The sequence below is a fragment of the Kitasatospora sp. NPDC001159 genome, assembly GCF_053598235.1.
The window spans coordinates 1-19,691 of sequence record NZ_JBSFJV010000120.1 but is presented as its reverse complement, the minus strand read 5'-3'; the positions used below and the strand labels follow the sequence as shown (position 1 = coordinate 19,691).

The following is a 19,691-nucleotide window of genomic DNA, read 5'->3' as shown; positions in this document are numbered from 1 at the left end:
TCCACCAAGGCGATGCGCGAGGGCTACGACGCCATCATCACCGCCTGCGAGTCCCCAGCCGCCGGGCCCACCCCCTTTGGGTGTCCGGCCGACCAGCCGCCCGAAAGGGGCGTCACGCGGACGCACGGGACCCACCCCGCCCGAAGCGGAGTGGGTCCCGAGCGCAGGTAGTGCGTCAGTACTGGGTGCTGACGGTCACCCCGCTGAAGTCCGTGTTGGCGTACAGGCTGATGTACCGGTAGCCGGCCGCGGGGTTGGTGACGGTGAGCGTCTGTGCGGTGCCGGGGTTGGTGGAGGAGGCGGTGTAGGCGGTGGGGGAGGCCCAGGTGTCCTGGTTGTAGTAGAGGGCGGCGTTGCCGGTGCCGCCGGAGGTGGAGACCTTCAGGGTGGTGGTGCCGGCCGGCAGGTAGACGTAGAAGTAGTCGAGGTTGCCGGCGGTGCGGGCCTGGTTCGGGCGGGAGCAGTTCTGGCCGAGCGCGTCGGTGCGCGGGTCGTTGCACGTCGGCAGGGCGGCGCCGGTGGTGACGGTGACCGACGACGGGGTGCTGGCGGACCTGCCGGCGCTGTCGGTGACGGTCAGGACGACGGTGTAGGTGCCGGGGCTGGCGTAGCTGTGGACCGGGTTCCGCTCGTCGGAGCTGGCGCCGTCGCCGAAGGTCCAGTGCCAGGAGGCCAGCGAAGCCCGGGAGTTGGTCTCGACCGACTTGTCGGTCAGGGTGACGGTGGCGCCGTCGACGGACTGGCCGAACAGGGCGGTGGGGCCGTCGGCGTAGCAGGCGCCGGCGGCGCAGGCGTTCAGCCAGGTGTCGAAGTCGGCGTCGTACGAGGTACCGAGGTTGTTGTAGGCCGCGTAGCCGCCCTGGTAGTCGCCGGTGCGGAAGTGGTTGAGCATCGCGTAGACGTCGGCCGGGTGCTTCTCGATCATGTACCGCACGGCGAGGTAGCCCCACGGGTAGGTGCGCACCGTGTCCGAGTTGCCGTAGGTGTTCTGGAAGACGGTGCTGAGCTTGTACCGGTGCGTGGCGGCCTCGGTCATCGCCTGGGTGTCGGTGGTGCCGCGGTAGGCGTAGGACTCGTACTCGGCGACGCCCTCGATCCACCAGATGTCCGGGACGGAGGTCTCCGTGGTGAAGTTGCCCTTCATGTCGTAGATGTTGTCGAGGTAGTGCGTGTACTCGTGGTTGAGGTTCCACACGTTGGCGGGGAAGCCGTCGTTCCACGCCTTCTGGTACATCACGGACACGGGCTGGTTGTTGGGGTCGGTGACGTCCATGACGGTCTGGCCGCCGTTGTCGGTTGAGTTGCCGTAGATGGCCCAGGAGTAGGTGAGGTAGTCGTCCCGGTTGGAGAACACGGCGAGGGTGATGGTCTTGCCGTACTGGCCGGGGACGGGGCCGTTGTCCTTGACGAGGTCGTGGAAGAAGCTGTCCTCGCCGCGCAGGCTGGCGCAGACCGTGGCCAGGTCGGCGGGGGAGAGGGCCTCGGCGCGTATGGTGCGGTTGTCGCAGACCAGGGTGTCGGGCAGGACGGCGGCGGTGAGCTTGCCCGGCAGGTCGCAGGTGCCGTAGTAGGAGCACTGCGCGTTGTCGTACTGGTTGGCGTTGTAAGCGGTGTACACGTACAGCTTGCCGACGGCGCCGGAGACCGGGGTGGTGTCGAGCACCTGCTTGACCAGGGGCTTGGCGAAGGTCTCGACGCTGCCGCCGTCGCCGGCGGTGCGGGCGAGGTCGTTGCCGGCGTTGACGTCGAGGAAGGCGTTGGGGGTGGTGAGCAGGTCCTTGTGGTTCTGTGCGAAGTTCGCGAGCGTGGTGATGACGCTCGGGTCGGCCGTGACGGCGCTGACGTAGGCGGGGTTCCAGTTGGCCCGCCACAGCGGCGCCCACAGCACGGCGTTGACGGCGCTGACCATTTTCGGGAACGCGTTGTAGCCGTTGTCGTAGCCGTCCAGGAGCTGCTTGTAGACGTTCAGGTACTGGGCCTGGATGTTGGCGCTGTCGGTGAGGACCAGCACCTCGCTGAGTATCGGGCCGTTGGCGTCGCTGACGTCCGTTCGGTGCGCGCTCGCGAAGAAGGCGTCGAGGCCGGCCTTGACGGCGGCGGTGAGCGTGGCGTCGTAGGGGCCGACGGCGCCCGCGTTGTTGGACTGGACGTAGTAGCCGGCGCGCAGGAAGAGCACGAGCTGCAGGATGTCGGCGGAGTTGTCGCCGGTGTAGCTCGCCGCCTGGGTCTGGAAGGCGTTGGCGACTGTGAGCATCTGGGACTGCTTGAAGATGTCGCGCGCGTCGGTGCCGGTGACGTTGTACAGCGTCTTGACGCAGTCCGTGGTCGACCCCTGGACGAAGGAGACCAGGTCGGCGCCGCTGCGGGAGCCGAAGTCGGCGGGCGTACAGCTGGGTACGGCCGGGGCCTGCGCGGTCAGTGCGTGCTTGGCCGCCGTCGGGGCGTTCGGATGCGGGGCGGTCTGGACGGTGGTCCCGGCCGGCTGGAGCGCCTGGCCGAGCAGCGCCGGCGCCAGCGGTGCGGCGGTGCGGCCCATGTCCTCGGTGGACGACGCGGAGACCTCGGGCCCGAACGGCTTCGGTGCGGTGGCGGTGGAGGAAGCCGCCGGGGTGGCCGCCGCCGGCGAGGCGGCCACGGGTGCCGCGGACGCGGCGAGTGCGGGGGTCGGGAGCAGGGTGGCGGAGCCGGCGAGGGCGGCGGCCACCAGGAGCGGAAGGGATTGGCGCAGACGCACTGCGGTGTCCTTGTCCTGAGGTGGGGGCGGTAACGGGGCGTCAGCCAGGAGGCGGAGGGGGAAGTTGACGTGAGACCTGTCACCGGATTGAGGCTCAGAACAATGTCACAGGTTATATGTCATCGCAAGAGGTGTCGCGCGGGCAGAAGGCCGGCAACGCGCCCCACCCCCGGTCTCGCCTTCCTGTCCGGCGGAAGGGTGACCGAGAGCCCCACCCGTCCGCTCATCCAGGACCTCGACTCGCTGCCCTTCCCGTACCGGCCGTACGAGCCGGAGCGGAGCGTCGGATTTCCGGCGGTTCCATTGCTGGCCAGCCGTGGCTGCGCCCGCCGCTGTTCCTTCTGCTCGATCCACACCTTCTACCGGACGGCCCCGGAAAGACCGTCCGGGTCCGGAAGGCTGCGACGGTGATCGAGGAGCTGCTCCACCGCGAGCAGGGGTGCGGGCGCTGGAGCCAACCCACGGCGGAACGGTCGCGGGCCGCACCGCCGTGGGCATGGATCAGAAGGGCTTGGTCGGCAGGTACTTGCCGTCCAGGGTGATGACGGCGCGCTCGCCGCCCTCGGGGTCGGCGACCTTCCTCACGTCGAGCTTGAAGTTGATCGCGGAGATGATGCCGTCGCCGAACTGCTCGTGGACCAGGGCCTTGAGGGTGGTGCCGTAGACCTGGAGCATCTCGTGGAAGCGGTAGAGCGTCGGGTCGGTGGGGATGCCGCCGGGGATCGAACCGCGGGTGGGGATGGTCTGCAGGAGCATCGCCGCGTCCTCGTCGAGGCCCAGCAGCTCGGCGACCGCCTTGGCGGAACCCTCCGGAAGGGGGTGCTGGCCGAGCACGGCGGCGGTGGTGAAGGCGACCGACAGGCCTGCGGCGTCGGCGATCTGCTGCCAGGTGAGGTCCTTGCGCGTCTTGGCCTCGACCGCGGTGGCGGCCAGCGCCTGGCGGGCGGCGGGGTCGAACTGGGCGTGCACCATGGGTGGTTCCTTTACGGTGTGCCCCTTCACGCTTCGGGTGCGCGAAGTGGGCGGGTTCAGGGGGGCGGGGCGCCATCCGTTCTGAACGGGACTGGCTGGCAAGGGTGTTGAGGTCAGGCGGCGACCGGCGCGGTGGCGCCGACGGTCCGGAGTTCCTCGACGTGGCCGCTGGCGATGTCGAAGACCCAGCCGCGCATGGTGACCTTCTGCTCCGCCAGGGCGCGGGCGACGGACGGGTGGGTGGCCAGGTTCGCCAGCTGGGCCAGCACGTTCTGCCGTACCAGGGCCGGCACGTCCGCGGTGGTGGCGGTACGGGCCACCGAGGCCTCGGCGAGCCGCAGCCAGTCGGCGACCGCGGGTGCGCCGCTCAGGTCGTGGCCGTGGGCGAGGGCGGTCATCGCGCCGCACGCGGAGTGCCCGCAGACGACGATGTCCCGCACGCCCAGCGCGGCGACGGCGTACTCGACGCTCGCCGCGACGCCGTCGGCACCGGGGGTGTGAACGGGGACGAGGTTGCCGGCCGTACGGATGACGAACAGCTCGCCGGGCTCGCACCCGGTGATCAGCTCGGGGACGACGCGGGCGTCGGAGCAGCCGATGAACAGCGTGCGGGGGGTGTGGTGGGTGGCCAGATGGGCGAAGAGCTCCTTCCTGGCCGGGAAGACGTCCTGCTGGAAACGCGCGACGCCCTTGGCGAGGTCATGCACGGGGTCACTCCCTTTCGTGGCGGCCCGGCCCGTGGGGCCTGGCGAGATCCACTGTGCATGACCTGCATCCATAGCGTCCAAGACGTGTCATCCATAGTTGTCATTGATCTCATCTATAGTTGTCGTCATGGCCTCCCCGGAACTGCGTCACCTGCGCTACCTGCTCGCCGTCGCCGAGCACGGCAACTTCACCCGCGCGGCCGAGGAGCTGCGCATCTCCCAGCCCACGCTGTCCCAGCAGGTCAAGCAGCTCGAACGGACCCTCGGCGTCCAGCTGCTGGACCGCACCGGCCGCACCGTGCGCCTCACCGACGCCGGCGAGGCGTACGCCCGCCACGCGCGCAGCGCGCTGCGCGACCTGGCCGCCGCCGAGCGGGCCGTCCACGACGTACAGGACCTCTCGCGCGGGCAACTGCGGCTGGCGGTCACCCCCACGTTCACGGCGTACCTCGTGGGACCGCTCACCGCCGAACTCCACGCCCGCCACCCCGGCATCACCCTGACCGTGCGGGAGACGACCCAGGAGCGCATCGAAACCGGCCTGCTGGCCGACGAGTTCGAGCTCGGCATCGCCTTCCGGGGCCCCCACCTGCCCGGTATCACCGCCAGTGCCCTGTTCGCGGAGGCGCTCACGCTGGTCACCGGCCCCCACCACACCGCCGCCGAGCGTGCCGACCTCGCCGGCCCGCTGCCGGTGCGAGAACTCGCCGATTGTCAACTGGCCCTTCTCAGTGTCGACTTCGCCACCCGCGGTCATATCGACGCCTATCTCGAACAGTACGGCGTCAGCCCGCGTATCGCTGTCGAGGCCAACTCCATCCAGGCCCTCACCGAGGTGGTCCAGCGCACGCCGCTCGCCACCGTCCTGCCGGACGCCGTCACCCACGACCACCCGCGCCTCACCCCCGTCCCGCTCGACCCCGCCCTTCCCACCCGGGTCGTCACGCTCCTGCGGCGGGCCGACGCGTACGAAAGCGCCGCCGCGCGTGCGTTCACCCGCCTCACCTGCGACCTGGTGCGCACCCGCGGATATCCGCCCGCCACCTGAACGCGCGGGCGGTGGCGGGCCTTTTTCTCTTTTCTACTGACGCGAAATCATTTTTCTCATGAAGATCAGTGCGCCGGCCCGTGCGCCTTTGAATAACAATTCGCTCTCGAGGGCTTTCGGAATTTCCCCCCGGGTCCTACGCTGCGGCGCGTGTCGATATTCCGAAGACTCCGCACTTCCGGTCCGCGCGTGCGGACGGAACTCGATGACGTCCAACTCGGCCGCGTGCGGCGACAATTGAATTCCGTCGGGCGGCTGGGGCCGGACGACATCCAGGTCGACCAGGTCGAGCGGCTGCTCCAGGAGGCCGGTACCGACTGGGACCGTCGCGGGCACCGCTTCGCCGTGCTCGCCGAGGCCGCCGCGCCGTCGACGTTCGCCCGGTCCTGGCGTAGGCGCCGCCCGCGCAGCGCGGACCCGCTGGTCTTCGAAGCGTGGGTCGAGCTGGTCCGCGGCCGGCAGGCCGGGGGCATGGCGGACGCCTGGGCGGCCGCCGAGTGTTGCTACCACGCCGCCGACGCCGTTCCCGCCGATCCGGCGCCCTGGGTGGTGCTGCTCGGGATCCTGCGCCTGATGCGGGCCGAGTCGCGCGAGCTGTTCGCCGTCTGGGCCGAGGTGACCGCGCGCGACTCCTGGAACCGCGAGGCCTGCCTGCAGATGCTGCGCTACCTGTCGCCGGAGGAGTGCGGCTCGCGCAGTAGTCAGCTGGACTTCGTGGACACGCTCCGCGCCTCGGTGCCGCCGGCCGCACCGGTCGTGGGCGTCGAGCTGATCGCTCTGGTCGACGAGTACGCCCGCACGACGGCGAAGGGCGGCGTCGAGGCGCTGATGGCCCGCCGCCAGTGGACGCACATCCGGGCCGCCGGCGCGCTGGACACCGCACTGGCCACCTGGCCCCGCGAGGGCCGCCTGCGCCACGCGGCGGCCCTGGCCGACCTCAACCTCCTCGCCTACGCCCTGGTCCAGGCCGGTCGCGTGCGCGAGGCCGGTGACACCTTCCGCCGGATCGGCGACACCGTCACCGCCTGGCCGTGGTCGCTCGACGGCGACCCGCTCCAGCAGTTCGTGTACTGGCAGTCCAAGGCCCTGGCCTGAGGCGTAGCCGAAGGCCCCCAGGGCGTGGCGCCGGCCTTGAGCCGCTGTGGCGCGCCCCCTGGACCGGCGCGGATGTCGATCACGCCGTCCCGGCGTCGTCGCGGCTTCCGGGCGCCACACGGATCCCCGCAGGGGTTCCCGGGTGCCGGCGCCCGGGAACCCCTGCGGGGAAGGAGACCGCGGAACTTGACCGCGGAAGGAGACGGTGATGGCCGGACCGGTGCGGACGGGTTTGCTCACCGCCGGTCTGGTGACCGTGCCCGTGGCCCTCTACACGGCGACCGAGGACCACTCGGTTCACTTCCACCAGCTTCGGTGCGGCACCTCTGACCGGGTCCGCAACAAGCGGGTGGACGCGCGGACAGGCCTCAACCGTCGCGTCAGAGATCGGTAGCGGAGATCACCTCACGGACAGTGACCAGGCAGGGGTCGCAGTACCGGTCCGGCAGCGCAGGGCCGGTACCGCTGTCGGTCGGAACCACCCGCTGCGAGGGTTCGAGGGCGCGACCGCACAGCGACGCCGTGGCGTTGTCCTTGGCCACCACGTGCCACACCAGTCCGGGCGGTGACACCGCCAGGTCGTGCTCAGCCCACATCTCGTACACGGCGACCTCCGGGTCTCGGGGCTAGGTCACCCCATGCAACCCCGCGACAGCACGGCCGGCCACGTGAGGAGGCCCGGACGAGCATGGTGAAGGAGTCCGTCGCCGACCTGGAAGAAGCCGGTTGCCTCACCCGTGAGCGCCCGGGGGCGGGTCAGTCGCTACCACGTGATCGCGGGCAAGCAACTGCGCCATCCGGCTGACGCCGGCCCGACCCTCGCGGGGGCGGCGAGGTCGGCAGGTGGCCGGCGGCCTCGTGGTGTTCGGCGTCGCGCAGCTCGTCCAGGTGCGCGCCCTCGATTCTTCATCCCCCGGTTCTGCCAGTGGTGCGCCGGAGGCGACGGACGGGCGCCCCGCACCAGTGCGTGTCCGGGTCGGGAGGATCCGCACTCGGACGGCGGACCCCGGGCAACGGCGACCGCGATCGCGCAGCGTGGCGTCCCGGCGCGCCGGTCGGCCGCGGCTAGGGTCGCTCCCGGCGCGCGAAGCCGCGTACTCCGTGGCGGACGACGGGCCCGGGGGTGCGTCATCGGCTTCGCTGCGGAGGTTTCATGAGTGCGTCTGACACCGCGCCGTCGCGCGTACAGGTCCGCGTCCGGCGTGGCGGGATGCTGCTGCGCTGGCTGTTCACCACGGACCACAAGGTGATCGGAAACCTCTACCTGGCGACGGCTTTCGGGTTCTTCCTGGTCGGCGGCCTCATGGCGCTGCTGATGCGGACACAGCTGATGGGCCCCGACACCGGGTTCCTGTCGAATCAGCAGTACAATCAGATGTTCACCATGCACGGCACGATCATGCTGCTGCTGTTCGCCACCCCGACCTTCGCCGGCTTCGCCAACGCGATCATGCCGCTGCAGATCGGTGCACCCGACGTGGCCTTCCCCCGGCTGAACGCCTTCACCTACTGGGCCTTCCTGCTGGGCGGGCTGATCGTGCTGAGCGGCTTCCTCACCGCGTACGGGGCTCCCGCCTTCGGCTGGTTCGCCTACGCGCCGCTGAACGGGGCGGCGCACTCGCCGGGGACGGGCCCGGACCTGTGGGCGCTCGGACTGGTGGTGGCCGGTCTCGGGACGATCCTGGGCTCGGTCAACTTCATCACCACGATCACCTGCCTGCGGGCGCCGGGCATGACCCTGTTCCGGATGCCGATCTTCACCTGGAACGTGCTGTTCACGTCGATCATGGTGCTGCTGGCCTTCCCCGTGCTCACCGCCGCCCTGCTGCTGCTGGAGGCGGACCGCAAGTTCGGCGCGCACGCCTTCGATCCGGCGAACGGCGGGGCGCTGCTCTGGCAGCACCTGTTCTGGTTCTTCGGCCACCCGGAGGTGTACATCGTCGCGGTGCCGTTCTTCGGCATCGTCAGCGAGATCCTCCCGGTCTTCAGCCGCAAGCCGCTGTTCGGCTACTACGGGATGATCGGTGCGACCATCGCCATCACCTCCCTGTCGATGTCGGTGTGGGCCCACCACATGTTCGCCACCGGGCAGGTGCTGCTGCCGTTCTTCTCGATGATGTCCTTCCTGATCGCGGTGCCCACCGGGGTGAAGTTCTTCAACTGGATCGGGACGATGTGGCAGGGCTCGCTGTCCTTCGAGACCCCGATGCTGTGGTCGATCGGGTTCCTGGTGACCTTCCTGTTCGGCGGCCTGAGCGGGGTGCTGCTGGCCGCGCCGCCGGTGGACTTCCACGTCACCGACAGCTACTTCGTGGTGGCCCACCTCCACTACGTCCTGTTCGGGACGGTCGTGTTCGCGACCTTCGCGGGCTTCTACTTCTGGTGGCCGAAGCTGACCGGGAAGATGCTCGACGAGCGGTTGGGGAAGGTGCACTTCTGGATCCTCTTCACGGGGTTCCAGACCACCTTCCTGGTGATGCACTGGCTGGGCGCCCAGGGGATGCCGCGCCGCTACGCGACGTACCTGGACGTGGACGGCTTCACCACCCTCAACGTGGTCGCCTCGATCGGCGCGTTCCTGCTCGGGATCTCCAACCTGCCGTTCTTCTACAACGTCTGGACGACCACCCGGCACGGTGCCCGGATCACCCAGGACGACCCGTGGGGCTGGGGCCGGTCACTCGAATGGGCCACCTCCAGTCCTCCGCCGCACCACAACTTCCACGCGCTGCCCCGGATCCGCTCCGAGTCCCCGGCGTTCGACCTGCACCACCCTGAGGTCCCGACGGAGGCGGAGTCGGGAGGCGGAGCCGACCTGCCGTACGACCGCCGGGACGGACGGGGGAAAGGGCGATGAAGGCCGAGGGATGGCTGTTCGCCGTCATGACGGCGTTCTTCGCGGTGACCGGACTCATCTACGGGTTCTGGGCCCGCGAACCGGCTGGCAAGGCGATCCTGACCGTGGCCTTCCTGATGTCGGGACTGGTCGCGCTGTTCTGGTTCATCCAGCACCAGCGGCGCGGCGGCGGCCGGGCCCAGGACCGCAAGGACGCCGAGATCGCGCAGACCGCCGGCCCGGTGGGCTTCTTCCCGGCCCGCAGCGGCTATCCCGTGCTCACGGCGGCGGGCCTGGCGGTCTTCGCGCTCGGACTGGTCTTCGCCCGGTGGCTGATCGTCTTCGGCGCACTGGTGCTCGCACTCGCCGTGTTCGGCTTCATCTTCCAGTACCGGGACCACGACGACGGCGGGGCCTGACCCTCCGGAGCAGCCGGCCCAGCCGGCCCAGCCGGCCGGGCCGGGGGGCCGCGGGCGCCGTCGCGGGCTGAGGGTGGGCCGGGGCGGTGAGGACGGCCTCGACGAGGCCCTCCTCCTGCTCCAGGGTGGGCAGGGCGACCCGGTCGCCGTAGTACCAGGAGCCGAGCGCGGCCCGCACCCGCTCCGTTCGCGGCGCACCCGCCGACGGCTGCGGCGGCAGCGGCGCGTCGCGCACCAGCATCGCGTAGCGCTCGGCCGCCGGCACCGGTCGGCGGTTCCCGCTGAAACCACCGTCGATCGACTGGTCGATCCGGCCGGTCTCGTCCCCTTCCAGCAGCCGGGCGCGGTCCCTGGCCTGCAGGGCGAGGCAGAGCCGCCGGGTGAGCACGAAGGAGAACGGCGGCATCAGGATCAGCGCCGCCCGCAGCACCCAGGTGAGGGCGTTGACCGAGACGCCGAAGGTGTACGCGATCACGTCGTTGCCGCCGGCGATCAGCAGCACCGCGTAGAAGGCGATCCCGGCGACCCCCAGCGCCGTGCGGGCCGGCTTGTCGCGCGGCCGGTCGCACAGGTGGTGCTCCCCATCGCCCGGGGTGATCCACCGCTCGACGAAGGGGTAGACGAACAGCGCCCCGAACAGCAGACCGGGCACCACCAGGGCGGGAAGGAACGCGCTCCACGACACCGTGTGCCCCAGCACCCCGGTCTCCGCGGCGGGCATCAGCCGGAGTGCCCCCTCGATGAACCCGATGTACCAGTCGGGCTGCGCGCCCGCCCCGGCGATGTCGGGCCGGTAGGCGCTGTACCGCCAGATCGGGTTGATCTCCGCGAGCAGGGCGGACAGGGCCAGCACACCGGCCACCGTGAACGCCAGGCCGATCGTGCGGGCCAGGAACTGCGGGAAGAAGGGCAGCCCCACCACGTTCCGGTTGGTCCGGCCCGGCGCCGCCCACTGGGTGTGCTTCAGCACGACCACCAGGGTCAGGTGCGCCCCGATCAGCGCCAGCAGCAGGCCGGGCACCAGGAGGATGTGCATGGAGAAGAGCCGCGGAATGATCGCGTGCCCGGGGAACTCACCGCCGAAGGCGAAGAAGCTGAGGTAGGTGCCGATGACCGGCACGGAGAGCAGGACGCCTGCGGCGATCTTGAGCCCGGTGCCCGACAGGGTGTCGTCCGGCAGCGAGTAGCCGGAGAACCCCTCCAGCAGCGCGAGGTTGAACAGCGTCACCCCGATCACCCAGTTCAGCTCGCGCGGGCGGCGGAACGCGCCGGTGAAGAACACCCGCAGCAGGTGCACGCAGATCGCGGCGACGAACAGCAGCGCGGCCCAGTGGTGGATCTGGCGGACCAGCAGGCCACCGCGCACCTCGAAGCTGATGCGCAGGGTCGAGGCGTAGGCCTCGGACATCCGGACGCCGTGCAGCGGCAGATAGGAGCCGTCGTAGGTGATCTCGCCCATGCTCGGGGTGAAGAAGAAGGTGAGGAAGACCCCGGTCAGCAGCAGGACGACGAAGCTGTACAGCGCCAGTTCGCTCAGCAGGAACGACCAGTGGTCGGGGAACACCTTGCGCAGCAGTTCCCTGCCCGCCTCCATGAGCGGGAGCCGCCGGTCGACGACCCGTGCGGCGCGCTCACCGGCCGACGGTTCGGGCGTACTCGTCCGCACCCAGGAGCTGCGGTCCGGCACGCGGTCCGCAGACCTGTCGTAACCCTGATTGCCGTCCATATCGGGCAACCTAGTGCGAAACGCCCCCGCGGGAGCGCAGGTCGAGGCGACCCCCTTTCCGTGCGACGCCGGAGCACCCCATCGGAGCAACGCCCACGGGCAGCACCGCGGGGTCCGCGAGGGAGGCCGCGGTGTCAGAAGAGCTGACCCGGCTCACCTGTTCCTTCCGTTGACCCGCGGGTGCGGCTCAACGGTCGACCGGCAGGCCGCGCGGCTGCTTGATCGGCTTCATGATGATCTGCGAGTTGACGGCGGTGGCCCCGGTGAGGGTGGTGAGCCGGTCGGTCCAGAGCTTCTCGTAGGCCGCGAGGTCGGCGACCGCGACGCGCAGCAGGCAGCCGGGGCTGCCCATCAGCCGGTAGGCCTCGACGACGTCCGGGATCTCCAACAGCTCGGCCTCGAAGGCCGCGACCGAGCGGGTGTCGCGTTCGACCGAGACGAGCACCTCGAAGCCGCGGCCGACCGCGTTCGGGTTGACGACCGCGCGGTAGCCCTCGATCACCCCGTCCTGTTCGAGCTGACGCACGCGTCGCATGCACGGGGAGGAGGTGAGACCGACCCGCTGGGCGAGCTGCTGGATGGTCAGTCGGCCGTCCATCTGGAGCTCGCGCAATATTGCCCTGTCGATGTGGTCCATGGCGCGATTATCCACCACATCCTGGGCCGTATCGGGCCTGAATCAGCAAACCTATTGCGGACGATTCGGCCTAATCTTGCGTATGCGATGGCCGCTCGGTCCGCGCCCGGAGAGGCGGCCCGCGCCCGAAAGCCGCCGTGGCCACCGAGCCTCCAACCCCAGGAACGGAACCCCATGCAGCCTGCCCCCAGCAGCCCCACCGCGCCCGTCGGCACCGGCGCCGACGTCGATGCCGATGCCGGGCCCGAGGTCCGTACCGAACACGACCTGCTGGGCGAGCGGAACGTCCCGGCCTCCGCGTACTACGGGGTCCACACGCTGCGGGCGGTGGAGAACTTCCCCATCACCGGCACCCCCGTCTCCGCCTACCCGTCGCTGGTGACCGCGCTGGCCTGCGTCAAGCAGGCCGCCACGCTGGCCAACCGGGACCTGGTCCTGCTGGAGAACCGCAAGGCCGAGGCGATCGCCCAGGCCTGCGAGGAGATCCGCGGCGGGCGGTTCCACGACCAGTTCGTCGTCGACGTGATCCAGGGCGGCGCGGGCACCTCGACCAACATGAACGCCAACGAGGTCGTGGCCAACCGCGCGCTGGAGATCCTCGGCCACGCCAAGGGCGAGTACCGCTTCCTGCACCCGCTGGAGGACGTCAACTCCGGCCAGAGCACCAACGACGTCTACCCGACCGCGGTCAAGATCGCCCTGCACTTCGCCGCCCGCGAACTGCTCGACACCATGGCCGAGTTGCGGGACGCCTTCGCCGCCAAGGCGGAGGAGTTCGCGGACGTCCTCAAAATGGGCCGCACCCAGCTCCAGGACGCCGTACCCATGACGCTCGGTCAGGAGTTCGCCGCCTTCGCGGTCATGCTGGAGGAGGACCGCGGTCGACTGGCCGAGGCCTGCGAGCTGATTCGTGAGATCAACCTCGGTGGCACCGCCATCGGCACCGGTCTCAACGCCCACCCCGCGTACGCGGCCACCGCCTGCGCCCACCTCGGCGCCATCACCGGCATCCCCGTGGTCGTCGCCGGAGACCTGGTCGAGGCGACCCAGGACGCCGGCGCGTTCGTCCAGCTGTCCGGCGTGCTCAAGCGGATCGCCGTGAAGCTCTCCAAGACCTGCAACGACCTGCGGCTGCTCTCCTCCGGCCCGCGCACCGGCCTCGGTGAGATCAACCTCTGTGCGGTACAGGCGGGTTCGAGCATCATGCCGGGGAAGGTCAACCCGGTGATCCCCGAGGTGGTCAACCAGATCGCGTTCGAGGTGATCGGCAACGACCTGACCGTCACCTTCGCCGCCGAGGCCGGCCAGCTCCAGCTCAACGCCTTCGAACCGGTCATCGCGCACAGCCTGCTGAAGAGCCTCACCCACCTGCGGGCCGGCTGCCGGACCCTCGCCGAGCGCTGCGTGGCCGGCATCACCGCCAACCGCGACCACCTCGCCCACCTGGTCGGGCACTCGATCGGCCTGGTCACCGCCCTCAACCCGCACATCGGCTACGAGAACGCCACCGCCATCGCCCAGGAGGCACTGACCACCGGCGTCTCCGTCCATGACCTGGTACTGCGCCGGGGCCTGCTCACCGAGACGGAACTCGGCGAGATCCTCCACCCGGACAACCTCGCACGCCCGCACGCCCGCGCCGCCGCCCACTGACGGCGTGCCTGACGCGCCCGACGGACCGCCTCCGCCGGTGGCGTGCAAGGGGGCGAGGCGGACTGACGTGCCGTCAGGTTGACTTGGGCAAAGCCCAGGTGGCGTCGCCTCGGCCCGCGCCGCCCACGAAGGCCCTCGGCACCCCTGACTCGAACGACCGGAACGTCTTCTGGGGTCTTCCTCGGGGCCCAGCGGGGTCGGGGGCGGCCGGGCCGGACCGCATCGGTCGGCTCACCCGTCCGGCGCAGCACAGCGCGCGGGGCGGGCGGGGTGCTGCGATCTTCGGAGGGCACCCGGCCCGCGCCCGTCCGCCGGGTCCCGTCGTCCCGAGACCGTGGAGGCCCGGATGTGGCAGGCACCCCCCGCCCCCGTCAGCCGCGAGTGGCTCCCGGTGCTGGACATGCCGGCGCCCGGCCCGCAGAACCGCTGGACGGTGCTGCTGCGCGCCCTGCTGCTGATCCCCCAGTTCGTGGTGGTGTGGGTGCTGTCGGTGGTGGCGTTCTTCGTCACCGTCATCGGCTGGTTCGGCGCGTTGGTGCTCGGTCGGCTGCCCGGCTTCGTCGCGGACTACCTGATCGCGTTCGTCCCGTACGAGACCCGTGTCACCGCGTACCTGATGCTCACCGTGGACCGCTACCCGCCGTTCCGGTTCCGGACCCCCGACTACCCGGTGCAGGTCGGGTTGCGGCCTGGTGAGCTGAACCGGCTCGCCGTCCTGTTCCGCATCATCCTCGTCGTCCCGGCCTCGATCGTGCAGGGCCTGGTGTACGCCGGGTGGTGGATGGTGTCGTTCATCATCTGGCTCGTGGTGCTGGTCCTCGGCCGGATGCCGCGGCCGCTGTACGAGGCGACGGCCGCGATCCTGCGCTACCGGATGCGCTACGCCGCCTACCTGGTGATGCTCGCCTCCGCCTACCCCAAGCGCCTCTTCGGCGAGGAGCCGGGCAGCGAGCCGGACGGCCCGGTGTCGGCCACCCGCCCGCTGGTCCTGAGCGGCGCCGGGCGCGGCCTGCTCGTCGGCTTCATCCTTCTCGGCCTGGCCTCCTGGACGACGAGCTCGATCACCGCCTCGGTGAACTCGGACAACGACAACGACGACGGCACCAACCCGACCCAGCACGTCATCGCGCCCCTCGTGCCGGGCCCCGCCGACCGCGTTCCTCAGGGCCTGTTCCCGTCCAGATGAGCAGCCAGGTGCTGACCAGCAGCACCCGGGCGGTTGCCGGTTGCGCTCGACTGGCGGGCCGGAGGAGACCGGCGGGCCCCGCTGTCCCGGGTCAGGGGCGGCGGGGGACAGAGGAGGCCTCACCGGCCTCCTCCGAGGTGTGCACGATCCGGTCGCAGACGTGGCACACGGCCGGGCCGCCCTGTTGCCACCAGCGGCAGGTCGGGCGAACGGCGCACGGAGGCGGCGGGCCGCCCGCGTCGTCCGCGCCGATCTCCTGCGCGGCGACGGCCAGCGCGTCGCCGAGCGTGCACCGGTCCGCTTCCCACTGACCGCAGGCCGACCCGACACAGGGGCCGGCGAAGCGGAACCGCGCCTCGGGCGGACGCAGGCCGGGAGCGGAGGCCCGGGCCGCGAACTCGGCGTCCACCGTCAGCGGGCGGCGCAGCGCGGCGACGGTCCCGTCCGGCCGGACGATGCCGAGCAGCAGGTGGCCCGGAGCGCAGAGGCTGCTCGGGCACGTCGCCCCGGTCCTGGCCGCACCGGTTCCGGCGTCGTCCACTACTCCTCCGGCGCCATGGCGATCCCGATCGGACCCGGCCGCTGGATCACCGCGTCCACCGCGTCCACCGGGTCGTGGGGAGAGCGGTGCTCGCCGAACGGCACCTCAACAAGCGGGGGCGCGAGATCGAGCTCCGCGACCTCGTCGAGGACGGCCCGTCGCACCGAGTCCCCGATCCTCTCCATCACTCCGTCGGGCAGGTCGCCCTGGACAGTGACACGCAGTCCTTCTCTGGTCATGGCCCTTCCTTCTCGCCTTCTCTCGGGACAGTCGGCCGGTCACTGGCGGCGCCGGCTCATGGACGACGCTGTCACCGGCGCCCCGGCCGGGCGAGCGGTGCTGGCCGATTGGAGTGAGGCGGTTCGTGCCGGGCCCTGCCTGGCCGTTTAGGGCGTACCTCGGCGCATCGCCCCCCGCCTACCGGGCCTCCATCCACGGCGAATGACCGGCGGCCGCCACCTCGACGACAACGAGTGGCCGCCATCGCCCCGCTCAAGACCACCGTCTCCCCGGTCAAGGCCACCTTCGACGGCAATGCCAACGTCCGCACCGGCTTGGTCGTCACCGGCAAGGCCGGTCTACGGCGGGCTGGACTGTGAACGGGCCGTCATGGCGCGCATCGCCATCCTCGGTACCCCGCTGCTGGAGAAGGACCCGCACCGGACGAGGCACCGACGCATCCGGCATCCGACCGGTGCCGACGGGCACTGCGGTCGAGTGGCGACCTCCCAGGGGCGGTGGGTGAACGGTCGCGCGGCCCTCGTCCGCCCCCCAATCGCACCCGTGGAGATGACGAAGATGCCTGATGACGCGCCCGTCACCCCCGTGCTGGAGAAGGCCGCGGCGGACTTCGCCGCCGCGACCGCGAAGCCGCCGTACCTGTTCGACCTCGCGCCCATCGAGGGGCGCAAGACGGTCGACGAGGTCCAGTCGAGCGAGATCTTCAAGCCGCCGGTGGGGGACCTCCACAGCGTCCAGGACGGGCCGCCCGACGCGCCCACGGTGGTGCTCCTGTACGGCCTCGGCGGTTCGACGGAGTGGTGGGCCCCGGTCCTACCGGCGCTGCGGGACCTGCAGGTGGTGCGGGTGGACCTGCTCGGGCACGGCAGATCGGCCCAACCGGCGGCCCACGGGCCCAGGAATCTCCTGGGCCCGTACGCTCTTGGGGGTTCCCAGCAGCGGTCGGACGATCAGCGCACCGGCAGCGCCAGGTCGGCCGGGTCGGCCGGGGTCGAGCCGAAGGTCACCCGGGAGCCGAGCGGAGTCTCCCCGCCGTACAGGGCGTCCCGGGTGCCCAGCACAAGTGCCAGGCGGTGGCCCGCCGGCAGGTCGTAGGCCGTGGCGAAGAGCGGGACGTCCAGTGGGAACGGCTGTTCGGGCGTCCGCCCGGACCAGCTCTGCGGCGCGTGCGAGATCAGCCGGCCGACGCCGAGCGCATCCACGTCGTACAGGTAGGCGACGACCGTGCCCTGCGGGGCCGTCGCGGTGACCGTCGTGTGCACCCGGGCGACGCCGCGCAGCGACAGGCCCTGCGGGTAGGGCTGCGACTGCCGGACGACGGCGGCGGAGCGGGCCAGCAGTGGGACGACCACGGTCGGTGGCCGGTGCACCACTTGGTCGACCATCCCGGACAGCAGGGCGACCCCGCCGCTCGCGCCGGAGGGGGTGCCGCCGAGCACCGTGGTCCGCCAGTTCGCGGAGGCCGGATCGCCTGGGGTGCCGGCCCCGAGGGTTTCGGAGCCGACCGTGAGGTGCTCGGTGCGGGAGCTGACGGACCGCCAGTCGGCGTGACTCTCGGGCGCGCCGGAGGGCCGGACCTCCAGGTGGACCGGCTGCGTTCGGGTGTCCGCGGCCGGGGCTCCCTTGACGTACTGGTCGAGCCACGAGCGCGCGCTGTTCCAGGTGGCGTTGTCCAGTCCGAGCAGTCCGGTGAACTCCTGGCTCGCGTGGTCGCCCGGGCGCAGTTCGAGGCGCTTGGGCACGGTCAGCCGCTGGTAGAAGTCGGTGACCTGGCTGGGGTTGAAGAAGCTGTCGCCCCAGGCGTTGGCCATCAGGACGGCGGTACCGTTCGCGTTGATCCGGTCCAGATAGCGAGCCGGGGAGCGGGTGTCCGCCCAGCCGATGACCTCGGGCAGGTCGCGGTCGGCGAAGAGGTCGTCCAGTACCCGTGCGAACTCGGGGCTCTTGCGGCCGGTCGGGGCCTGGATGCCGGCGAGCACGGCCGCCGCCTGCAGGTGCCGGGTCTGCCCGCTGTAGAGCGAGTCGGTGAGGTCGGCCCAGCCGCTGAGCGAGGCGACGGCCTTGATCCGCGGATCGAAGGCGGCGCCGAGCAGGGTCAGACCGCCGCCCAGCGAGAGCCCCACCATGCCGACCCGGTCCGGGTCGGCCGGGGTGTGTGCGAGCGCCCAGTCGATCACCGTGGAGATGTCCGCGACGTCCTTGGGCCCGGCGACGTCGACCTCCCCGCCGGAGCCCCAGAAGCCCCGCACCGTGTAGGTGACGACGACGTACCCGTCGGCGGCGAGCGTACGGCCCTGGGCGACGTACTCCAGGTCGTTCTGCCCCCAGCTGGCCGGCTGCACCAGCAACGGGTAGCGCCCCTGCGGATCGGCCCCCGGCGTCCCGGGGGCCGGAGTGAACACGTCGGCCTTGAGGACGACGCCGTCCTTCACCGGGACGTCGGCCAGGTGGAACGACCCGACACCCACCGCGGCCGCGGGCGGCGAGTCCGCGACGGCGGGCTGTGCGACGGCGGCCCCGCCGAGGGCGAGCGTCGCCGCGAGGACGGCACTCGCGGTCCGGCGTCCACGGCTGGGGGTGGGTCGTTCCATCACGTGCTCCATCTGTGCTCGAACCGATCGACAGCCGGAGCGTAACGATCTGACGAAGCCTCAGGGGAGGCGGTGATCAGCCAAATTACCAGCCAGTAACGCCAGCGGCTCCCGAACGGCTGGAGCACCACGGCAGGTGCGCCGGACCACTGCCTCGGACAGGCAGCGGCCGTCGACCTCCGCTCGCCCTGCTTCCGTGCCCGCAGGACGAGGCGGGCGTCGCGACCCTGGTGTGGGAGCGCAGGCGCCCGCTGCACCCGGCCCGGTTCCACGAGGCGCTCGACCTGGTCGTTCCTGCCGCCCAGCGCAGCCGAGGGCGGTTCTGGCTCGCCAACCGGCCGGATCTGCTGCTCGGGTGGGACGCGGCGGGGGCGAGCCTGGTTCCGACACCCCGTGATGACGCAGGTGACAGCAGGAAGGGTGGTGAGCGGGGCCGCGGGCTCACGCGCATTCGTCGACCGCGTACCCCGGCGCGCGATGGCCGGCGGGGGCTGGGGCGACGTTTGCCCCGCGGCGCGGGGAGTCGCCGGGACGTGCGGCCGGTGCGGGGCGTCCCGCACCGGCCGTGACCTGTTCACACGGAGGCATCCGAACCGCGGCCTCGACGGCCGAGCACGAAGCCCGCCACCGCGCCGGCGATACCGACCACGATGCCCGCGACGCCGAGCGCGCGGGCCGTCGAGTCGGAGCTGTCCGACTTCGCCGTGGCGGCGGCGGACTGCGCGGTCGGGTCGGTCCTGGCGCTCGCGGTGGCGCCGGGGGCCGCGCCGGCGGACGTCGCCGTCATCCGCACCCTCACCACCGCCACGAACGACGGCCCGGTCAAGGTCTCCATCACCTACTACCACCACGCCACTGGAATTCCGGCGGAGTGACGGTCACCGTCGACGCGCAGCGGCCGGGGGTCGTGGATCAGGCGGCCGAGCAGGCCGCTTGCCTATGCGGAGTCGATGATCGGGGGGCCTTCCGGGAGGATGATCCGGCCGCTGATCCCGGTGGGCCGGATGCGCATCCAGGTGTCCCGGGCGCCGCCCGCCCAGGGGCCGGGGTCGGTGTGCTGCTCGAACCAGCTAACTGCCTCCTCGTCGGAGACGACCGAGACGGTGCCGTTCACCAGCACGCTCCAGCCGGTGGCGAACACCTCGTCCAACTGGTCGACCTCGAAGGCGACTTCGGTGCCGGCGGCCCGGGCCAGGGTGCCGTCCTCGGCGGTGCGGTACAGGATGGTGGCGTCCAGCACCCGGTAGTTGACGGGCAGCGCCACCAGCCCGCGCGGTGCCGTCAGGATCACCCGGCCGACGCCGCC

General features: G+C 71.2%; 20 protein-coding genes. 10 read left to right on the top strand and 10 right to left on the bottom strand.

All coding sequences use genetic code 11. The features are described from left to right. Positions 1-175: 175 nt before the first annotated feature. From ACWC9T_RS36145 to ACWC9T_RS36135, 3 genes are all read right to left on the bottom strand, one after another. Entirely contained in the window at positions 176-2,734 is a 2,559-nt protein-coding gene (locus ACWC9T_RS36145) for a collagenase (protein WP_449825280.1), read from the bottom strand. A gap of 501 nt (positions 2,735-3,235) precedes the next feature. After that, positions 3,236-3,706, bottom strand: a complete 471-nt coding sequence (cynS, locus tag ACWC9T_RS36140) for a cyanase (protein WP_449825279.1) — start codon at positions 3,704-3,706, stop codon at positions 3,236-3,238. 113 nt (positions 3,707-3,819) lie between these two features. Then, on the bottom strand, positions 3,820-4,413 hold the full coding sequence (locus ACWC9T_RS36135) for a carbonic anhydrase (protein WP_449825278.1): 594 nt from the start codon (positions 4,411-4,413) through the stop codon (positions 3,820-3,822). Between the two features lie 127 nt (positions 4,414-4,540). Between ACWC9T_RS36135 and cynR the strand changes: the two genes are divergently transcribed. The 3 genes from cynR to ACWC9T_RS36120 all read left to right on the top strand — a co-directional run bounded on the left by cynR (position 4,541) and on the right by ACWC9T_RS36120 (position 6,950). Then, positions 4,541-5,461, top strand: a complete 921-nt coding sequence (gene cynR, locus ACWC9T_RS36130; protein ID WP_449825277.1) for a transcriptional regulator CynR — start codon at positions 4,541-4,543, stop codon at positions 5,459-5,461. Positions 5,462-5,650: 189 nt separating this feature from the next. After that, positions 5,651-6,556, top strand: a complete 906-nt coding sequence (locus ACWC9T_RS36125) for a hypothetical protein (protein ID WP_449825276.1) — start codon at positions 5,651-5,653, stop codon at positions 6,554-6,556. A 208-nt stretch (positions 6,557-6,764) separates the two neighbouring features. After that, positions 6,765-6,950 carry a Ku protein gene (locus ACWC9T_RS36120; RefSeq protein WP_449825275.1) on the top strand — a complete coding sequence of 62 codons (186 nt, stop codon included), beginning with the start codon at positions 6,765-6,767 and terminating at the stop codon, positions 6,948-6,950. Here the strand turns inward: ACWC9T_RS36120 and ACWC9T_RS36115 are convergent. After that, positions 6,937-7,161, bottom strand: a complete 225-nt coding sequence (locus tag ACWC9T_RS36115) for a hypothetical protein (protein ID WP_449825274.1) — start codon at positions 7,159-7,161, stop codon at positions 6,937-6,939. The two genes, ACWC9T_RS36120 and ACWC9T_RS36115, sit on opposite strands and share 14 nt — an antisense overlap. 605 nt (positions 7,162-7,766) lie before the next feature. Between ACWC9T_RS36115 and ctaD the strand changes: the two genes are divergently transcribed. Together ctaD and ctaF are read left to right on the top strand one after the other, a co-directional pair. Further along, positions 7,767-9,413 (top strand): aa3-type cytochrome oxidase subunit I, encoded by a 1,647-nt coding sequence (ctaD, locus tag ACWC9T_RS36110; protein ID WP_449825282.1) that lies wholly within the window; start codon positions 7,767-7,769, stop codon positions 9,411-9,413. Beyond that, the gene (gene ctaF, locus ACWC9T_RS36105; RefSeq protein ID WP_449825273.1) at positions 9,410-9,811 is read left to right on the top strand and encodes an aa3-type cytochrome oxidase subunit IV; all 402 of its coding nucleotides are present in this window, start codon (positions 9,410-9,412) and stop codon (positions 9,809-9,811) included. Before ctaD ends, ctaF begins: the two co-directional genes overlap by 4 nt. Here ctaF and qcrB read toward each other — a convergent pair. Together qcrB and ACWC9T_RS36095 are read right to left on the bottom strand one after the other, a co-directional pair. Continuing rightward, positions 9,771-11,405: a cytochrome bc1 complex cytochrome b subunit gene (gene qcrB / locus ACWC9T_RS36100; RefSeq protein ID WP_449825281.1), complete on the bottom strand. Its 1,635-nt coding sequence runs from the start codon at positions 11,403-11,405 to the stop codon at positions 9,771-9,773. The genes ctaF and qcrB overlap by 41 nt on opposite strands. A gap of 319 nt (positions 11,406-11,724) precedes the next feature. Further along, positions 11,725-12,174 (bottom strand): Lrp/AsnC family transcriptional regulator, encoded by a 450-nt coding sequence (locus ACWC9T_RS36095; protein WP_449825272.1) that lies wholly within the window; start codon positions 12,172-12,174, stop codon positions 11,725-11,727. 174 nt (positions 12,175-12,348) lie between these two features. On the opposite strand from ACWC9T_RS36095, the gene aspA reads away from it, so the two are divergent. Together aspA and ACWC9T_RS36085 are read left to right on the top strand one after the other, a co-directional pair. Further along, positions 12,349-13,827, top strand: a complete 1,479-nt coding sequence (aspA, locus tag ACWC9T_RS36090; RefSeq protein WP_449825271.1) for an aspartate ammonia-lyase — start codon at positions 12,349-12,351, stop codon at positions 13,825-13,827. Between the two features lie 346 nt (positions 13,828-14,173). Continuing rightward, positions 14,174-15,013: a DUF4389 domain-containing protein gene (locus tag ACWC9T_RS36085; protein ID WP_449825270.1), complete on the top strand. Its 840-nt coding sequence runs from the start codon at positions 14,174-14,176 to the stop codon at positions 15,011-15,013. A 91-nt stretch (positions 15,014-15,104) separates the two neighbouring features. Here the strand turns inward: ACWC9T_RS36085 and ACWC9T_RS36080 are convergent, their stop codons facing one another. Both ACWC9T_RS36080 and ACWC9T_RS36075 read right to left on the bottom strand, forming a co-directional pair. Continuing rightward, a complete protein-coding gene (locus tag ACWC9T_RS36080; RefSeq protein WP_449825269.1) occupies positions 15,105-15,554 on the bottom strand; it encodes a hypothetical protein in 450 nt (149 codons plus the stop codon). After that, positions 15,554-15,793 (bottom strand): hypothetical protein, encoded by a 240-nt coding sequence (locus tag ACWC9T_RS36075; protein WP_449825268.1) that lies wholly within the window; start codon positions 15,791-15,793, stop codon positions 15,554-15,556. The genes ACWC9T_RS36080 and ACWC9T_RS36075 overlap by 1 nt, the downstream gene beginning before the upstream one ends. A 234-nt stretch (positions 15,794-16,027) precedes the next feature. Between ACWC9T_RS36075 and ACWC9T_RS36070 the strand changes: the two genes are divergently transcribed. Further along, on the top strand, positions 16,028-16,153 hold the full coding sequence (locus ACWC9T_RS36070; protein ID WP_449825267.1) for a hypothetical protein: 126 nt from the start codon (positions 16,028-16,030) through the stop codon (positions 16,151-16,153). A 591-nt stretch (positions 16,154-16,744) separates the two neighbouring features. Here the strand turns inward: ACWC9T_RS36070 and ACWC9T_RS36065 are convergent. Continuing rightward, positions 16,745-18,385, bottom strand: coding sequence for a CocE/NonD family hydrolase (locus ACWC9T_RS36065; protein ID WP_449825266.1), 1,641 nt, complete (start codon positions 18,383-18,385; stop codon positions 16,745-16,747). A gap of 230 nt (positions 18,386-18,615) precedes the next feature. On the opposite strand from ACWC9T_RS36065, the gene ACWC9T_RS36060 reads away from it, so the two are divergent. After that, a complete protein-coding gene (locus ACWC9T_RS36060; RefSeq protein WP_449825265.1) occupies positions 18,616-18,954 on the top strand; it encodes a GTP-binding protein in 339 nt (112 codons plus the stop codon). Between the two features lie 81 nt (positions 18,955-19,035). Beyond that, a complete protein-coding gene (locus ACWC9T_RS36055; protein ID WP_449825264.1) occupies positions 19,036-19,260 on the top strand; it encodes a hypothetical protein in 225 nt (74 codons plus the stop codon). Positions 19,261-19,322: 62 nt separating this feature from the next. Here ACWC9T_RS36055 and ACWC9T_RS36050 read toward each other — a convergent pair. Beyond that, the coding region (locus ACWC9T_RS36050) for a pyridoxamine 5'-phosphate oxidase family protein (protein WP_449825263.1) at positions 19,323-19,691 on the bottom strand (369 nt) is incomplete at its 5' end.

What these genes read in the sequence shown, in the direction of transcription:
- qcrB (WP_449825281.1), bottom strand. Translation starts at nt 11,405, where the DNA reads ATGGAGGCGGGCAGGGAACTGCTGCGCAAGGTGTTCCCCGACCACTGG.
- ctaD (WP_449825282.1), top strand. Translation starts at nt 7,767, where the DNA reads ATGCTGCTGCGCTGGCTGTTCACCACGGACCACAAGGTGATCGGAAAC.
- ACWC9T_RS36055 (WP_449825264.1), top strand. Translation starts at nt 19,036, where the DNA reads ATGCCCGCGACGCCGAGCGCGCGGGCCGTCGAGTCGGAGCTGTCCGAC.
- cynS (WP_449825279.1), bottom strand. Translation starts at nt 3,706, where the DNA reads ATGGTGCACGCCCAGTTCGACCCCGCCGCCCGCCAGGCGCTGGCCGCC.
- ACWC9T_RS36120 (WP_449825275.1), top strand. Translation starts at nt 6,765, where the DNA reads ATGGCCGGACCGGTGCGGACGGGTTTGCTCACCGCCGGTCTGGTGACC.
- ACWC9T_RS36095 (WP_449825272.1), bottom strand. Translation starts at nt 12,174, where the DNA reads ATGGACCACATCGACAGGGCAATATTGCGCGAGCTCCAGATGGACGGC.
- aspA (WP_449825271.1), top strand. Translation starts at nt 12,349, where the DNA reads ATGCAGCCTGCCCCCAGCAGCCCCACCGCGCCCGTCGGCACCGGCGCC.
- ctaF (WP_449825273.1), top strand. Translation starts at nt 9,410, where the DNA reads ATGAAGGCCGAGGGATGGCTGTTCGCCGTCATGACGGCGTTCTTCGCG.
- cynR (WP_449825277.1), top strand. Translation starts at nt 4,541, where the DNA reads ATGGCCTCCCCGGAACTGCGTCACCTGCGCTACCTGCTCGCCGTCGCC.
- ACWC9T_RS36085 (WP_449825270.1), top strand. Translation starts at nt 14,174, where the DNA reads ATGTGGCAGGCACCCCCCGCCCCCGTCAGCCGCGAGTGGCTCCCGGTG.
- ACWC9T_RS36065 (WP_449825266.1), bottom strand. Translation starts at nt 18,385, where the DNA reads ATGGAACGACCCACCCCCAGCCGTGGACGCCGGACCGCGAGTGCCGTC.
- ACWC9T_RS36075 (WP_449825268.1), bottom strand. Translation starts at nt 15,793, where the DNA reads ATGACCAGAGAAGGACTGCGTGTCACTGTCCAGGGCGACCTGCCCGAC.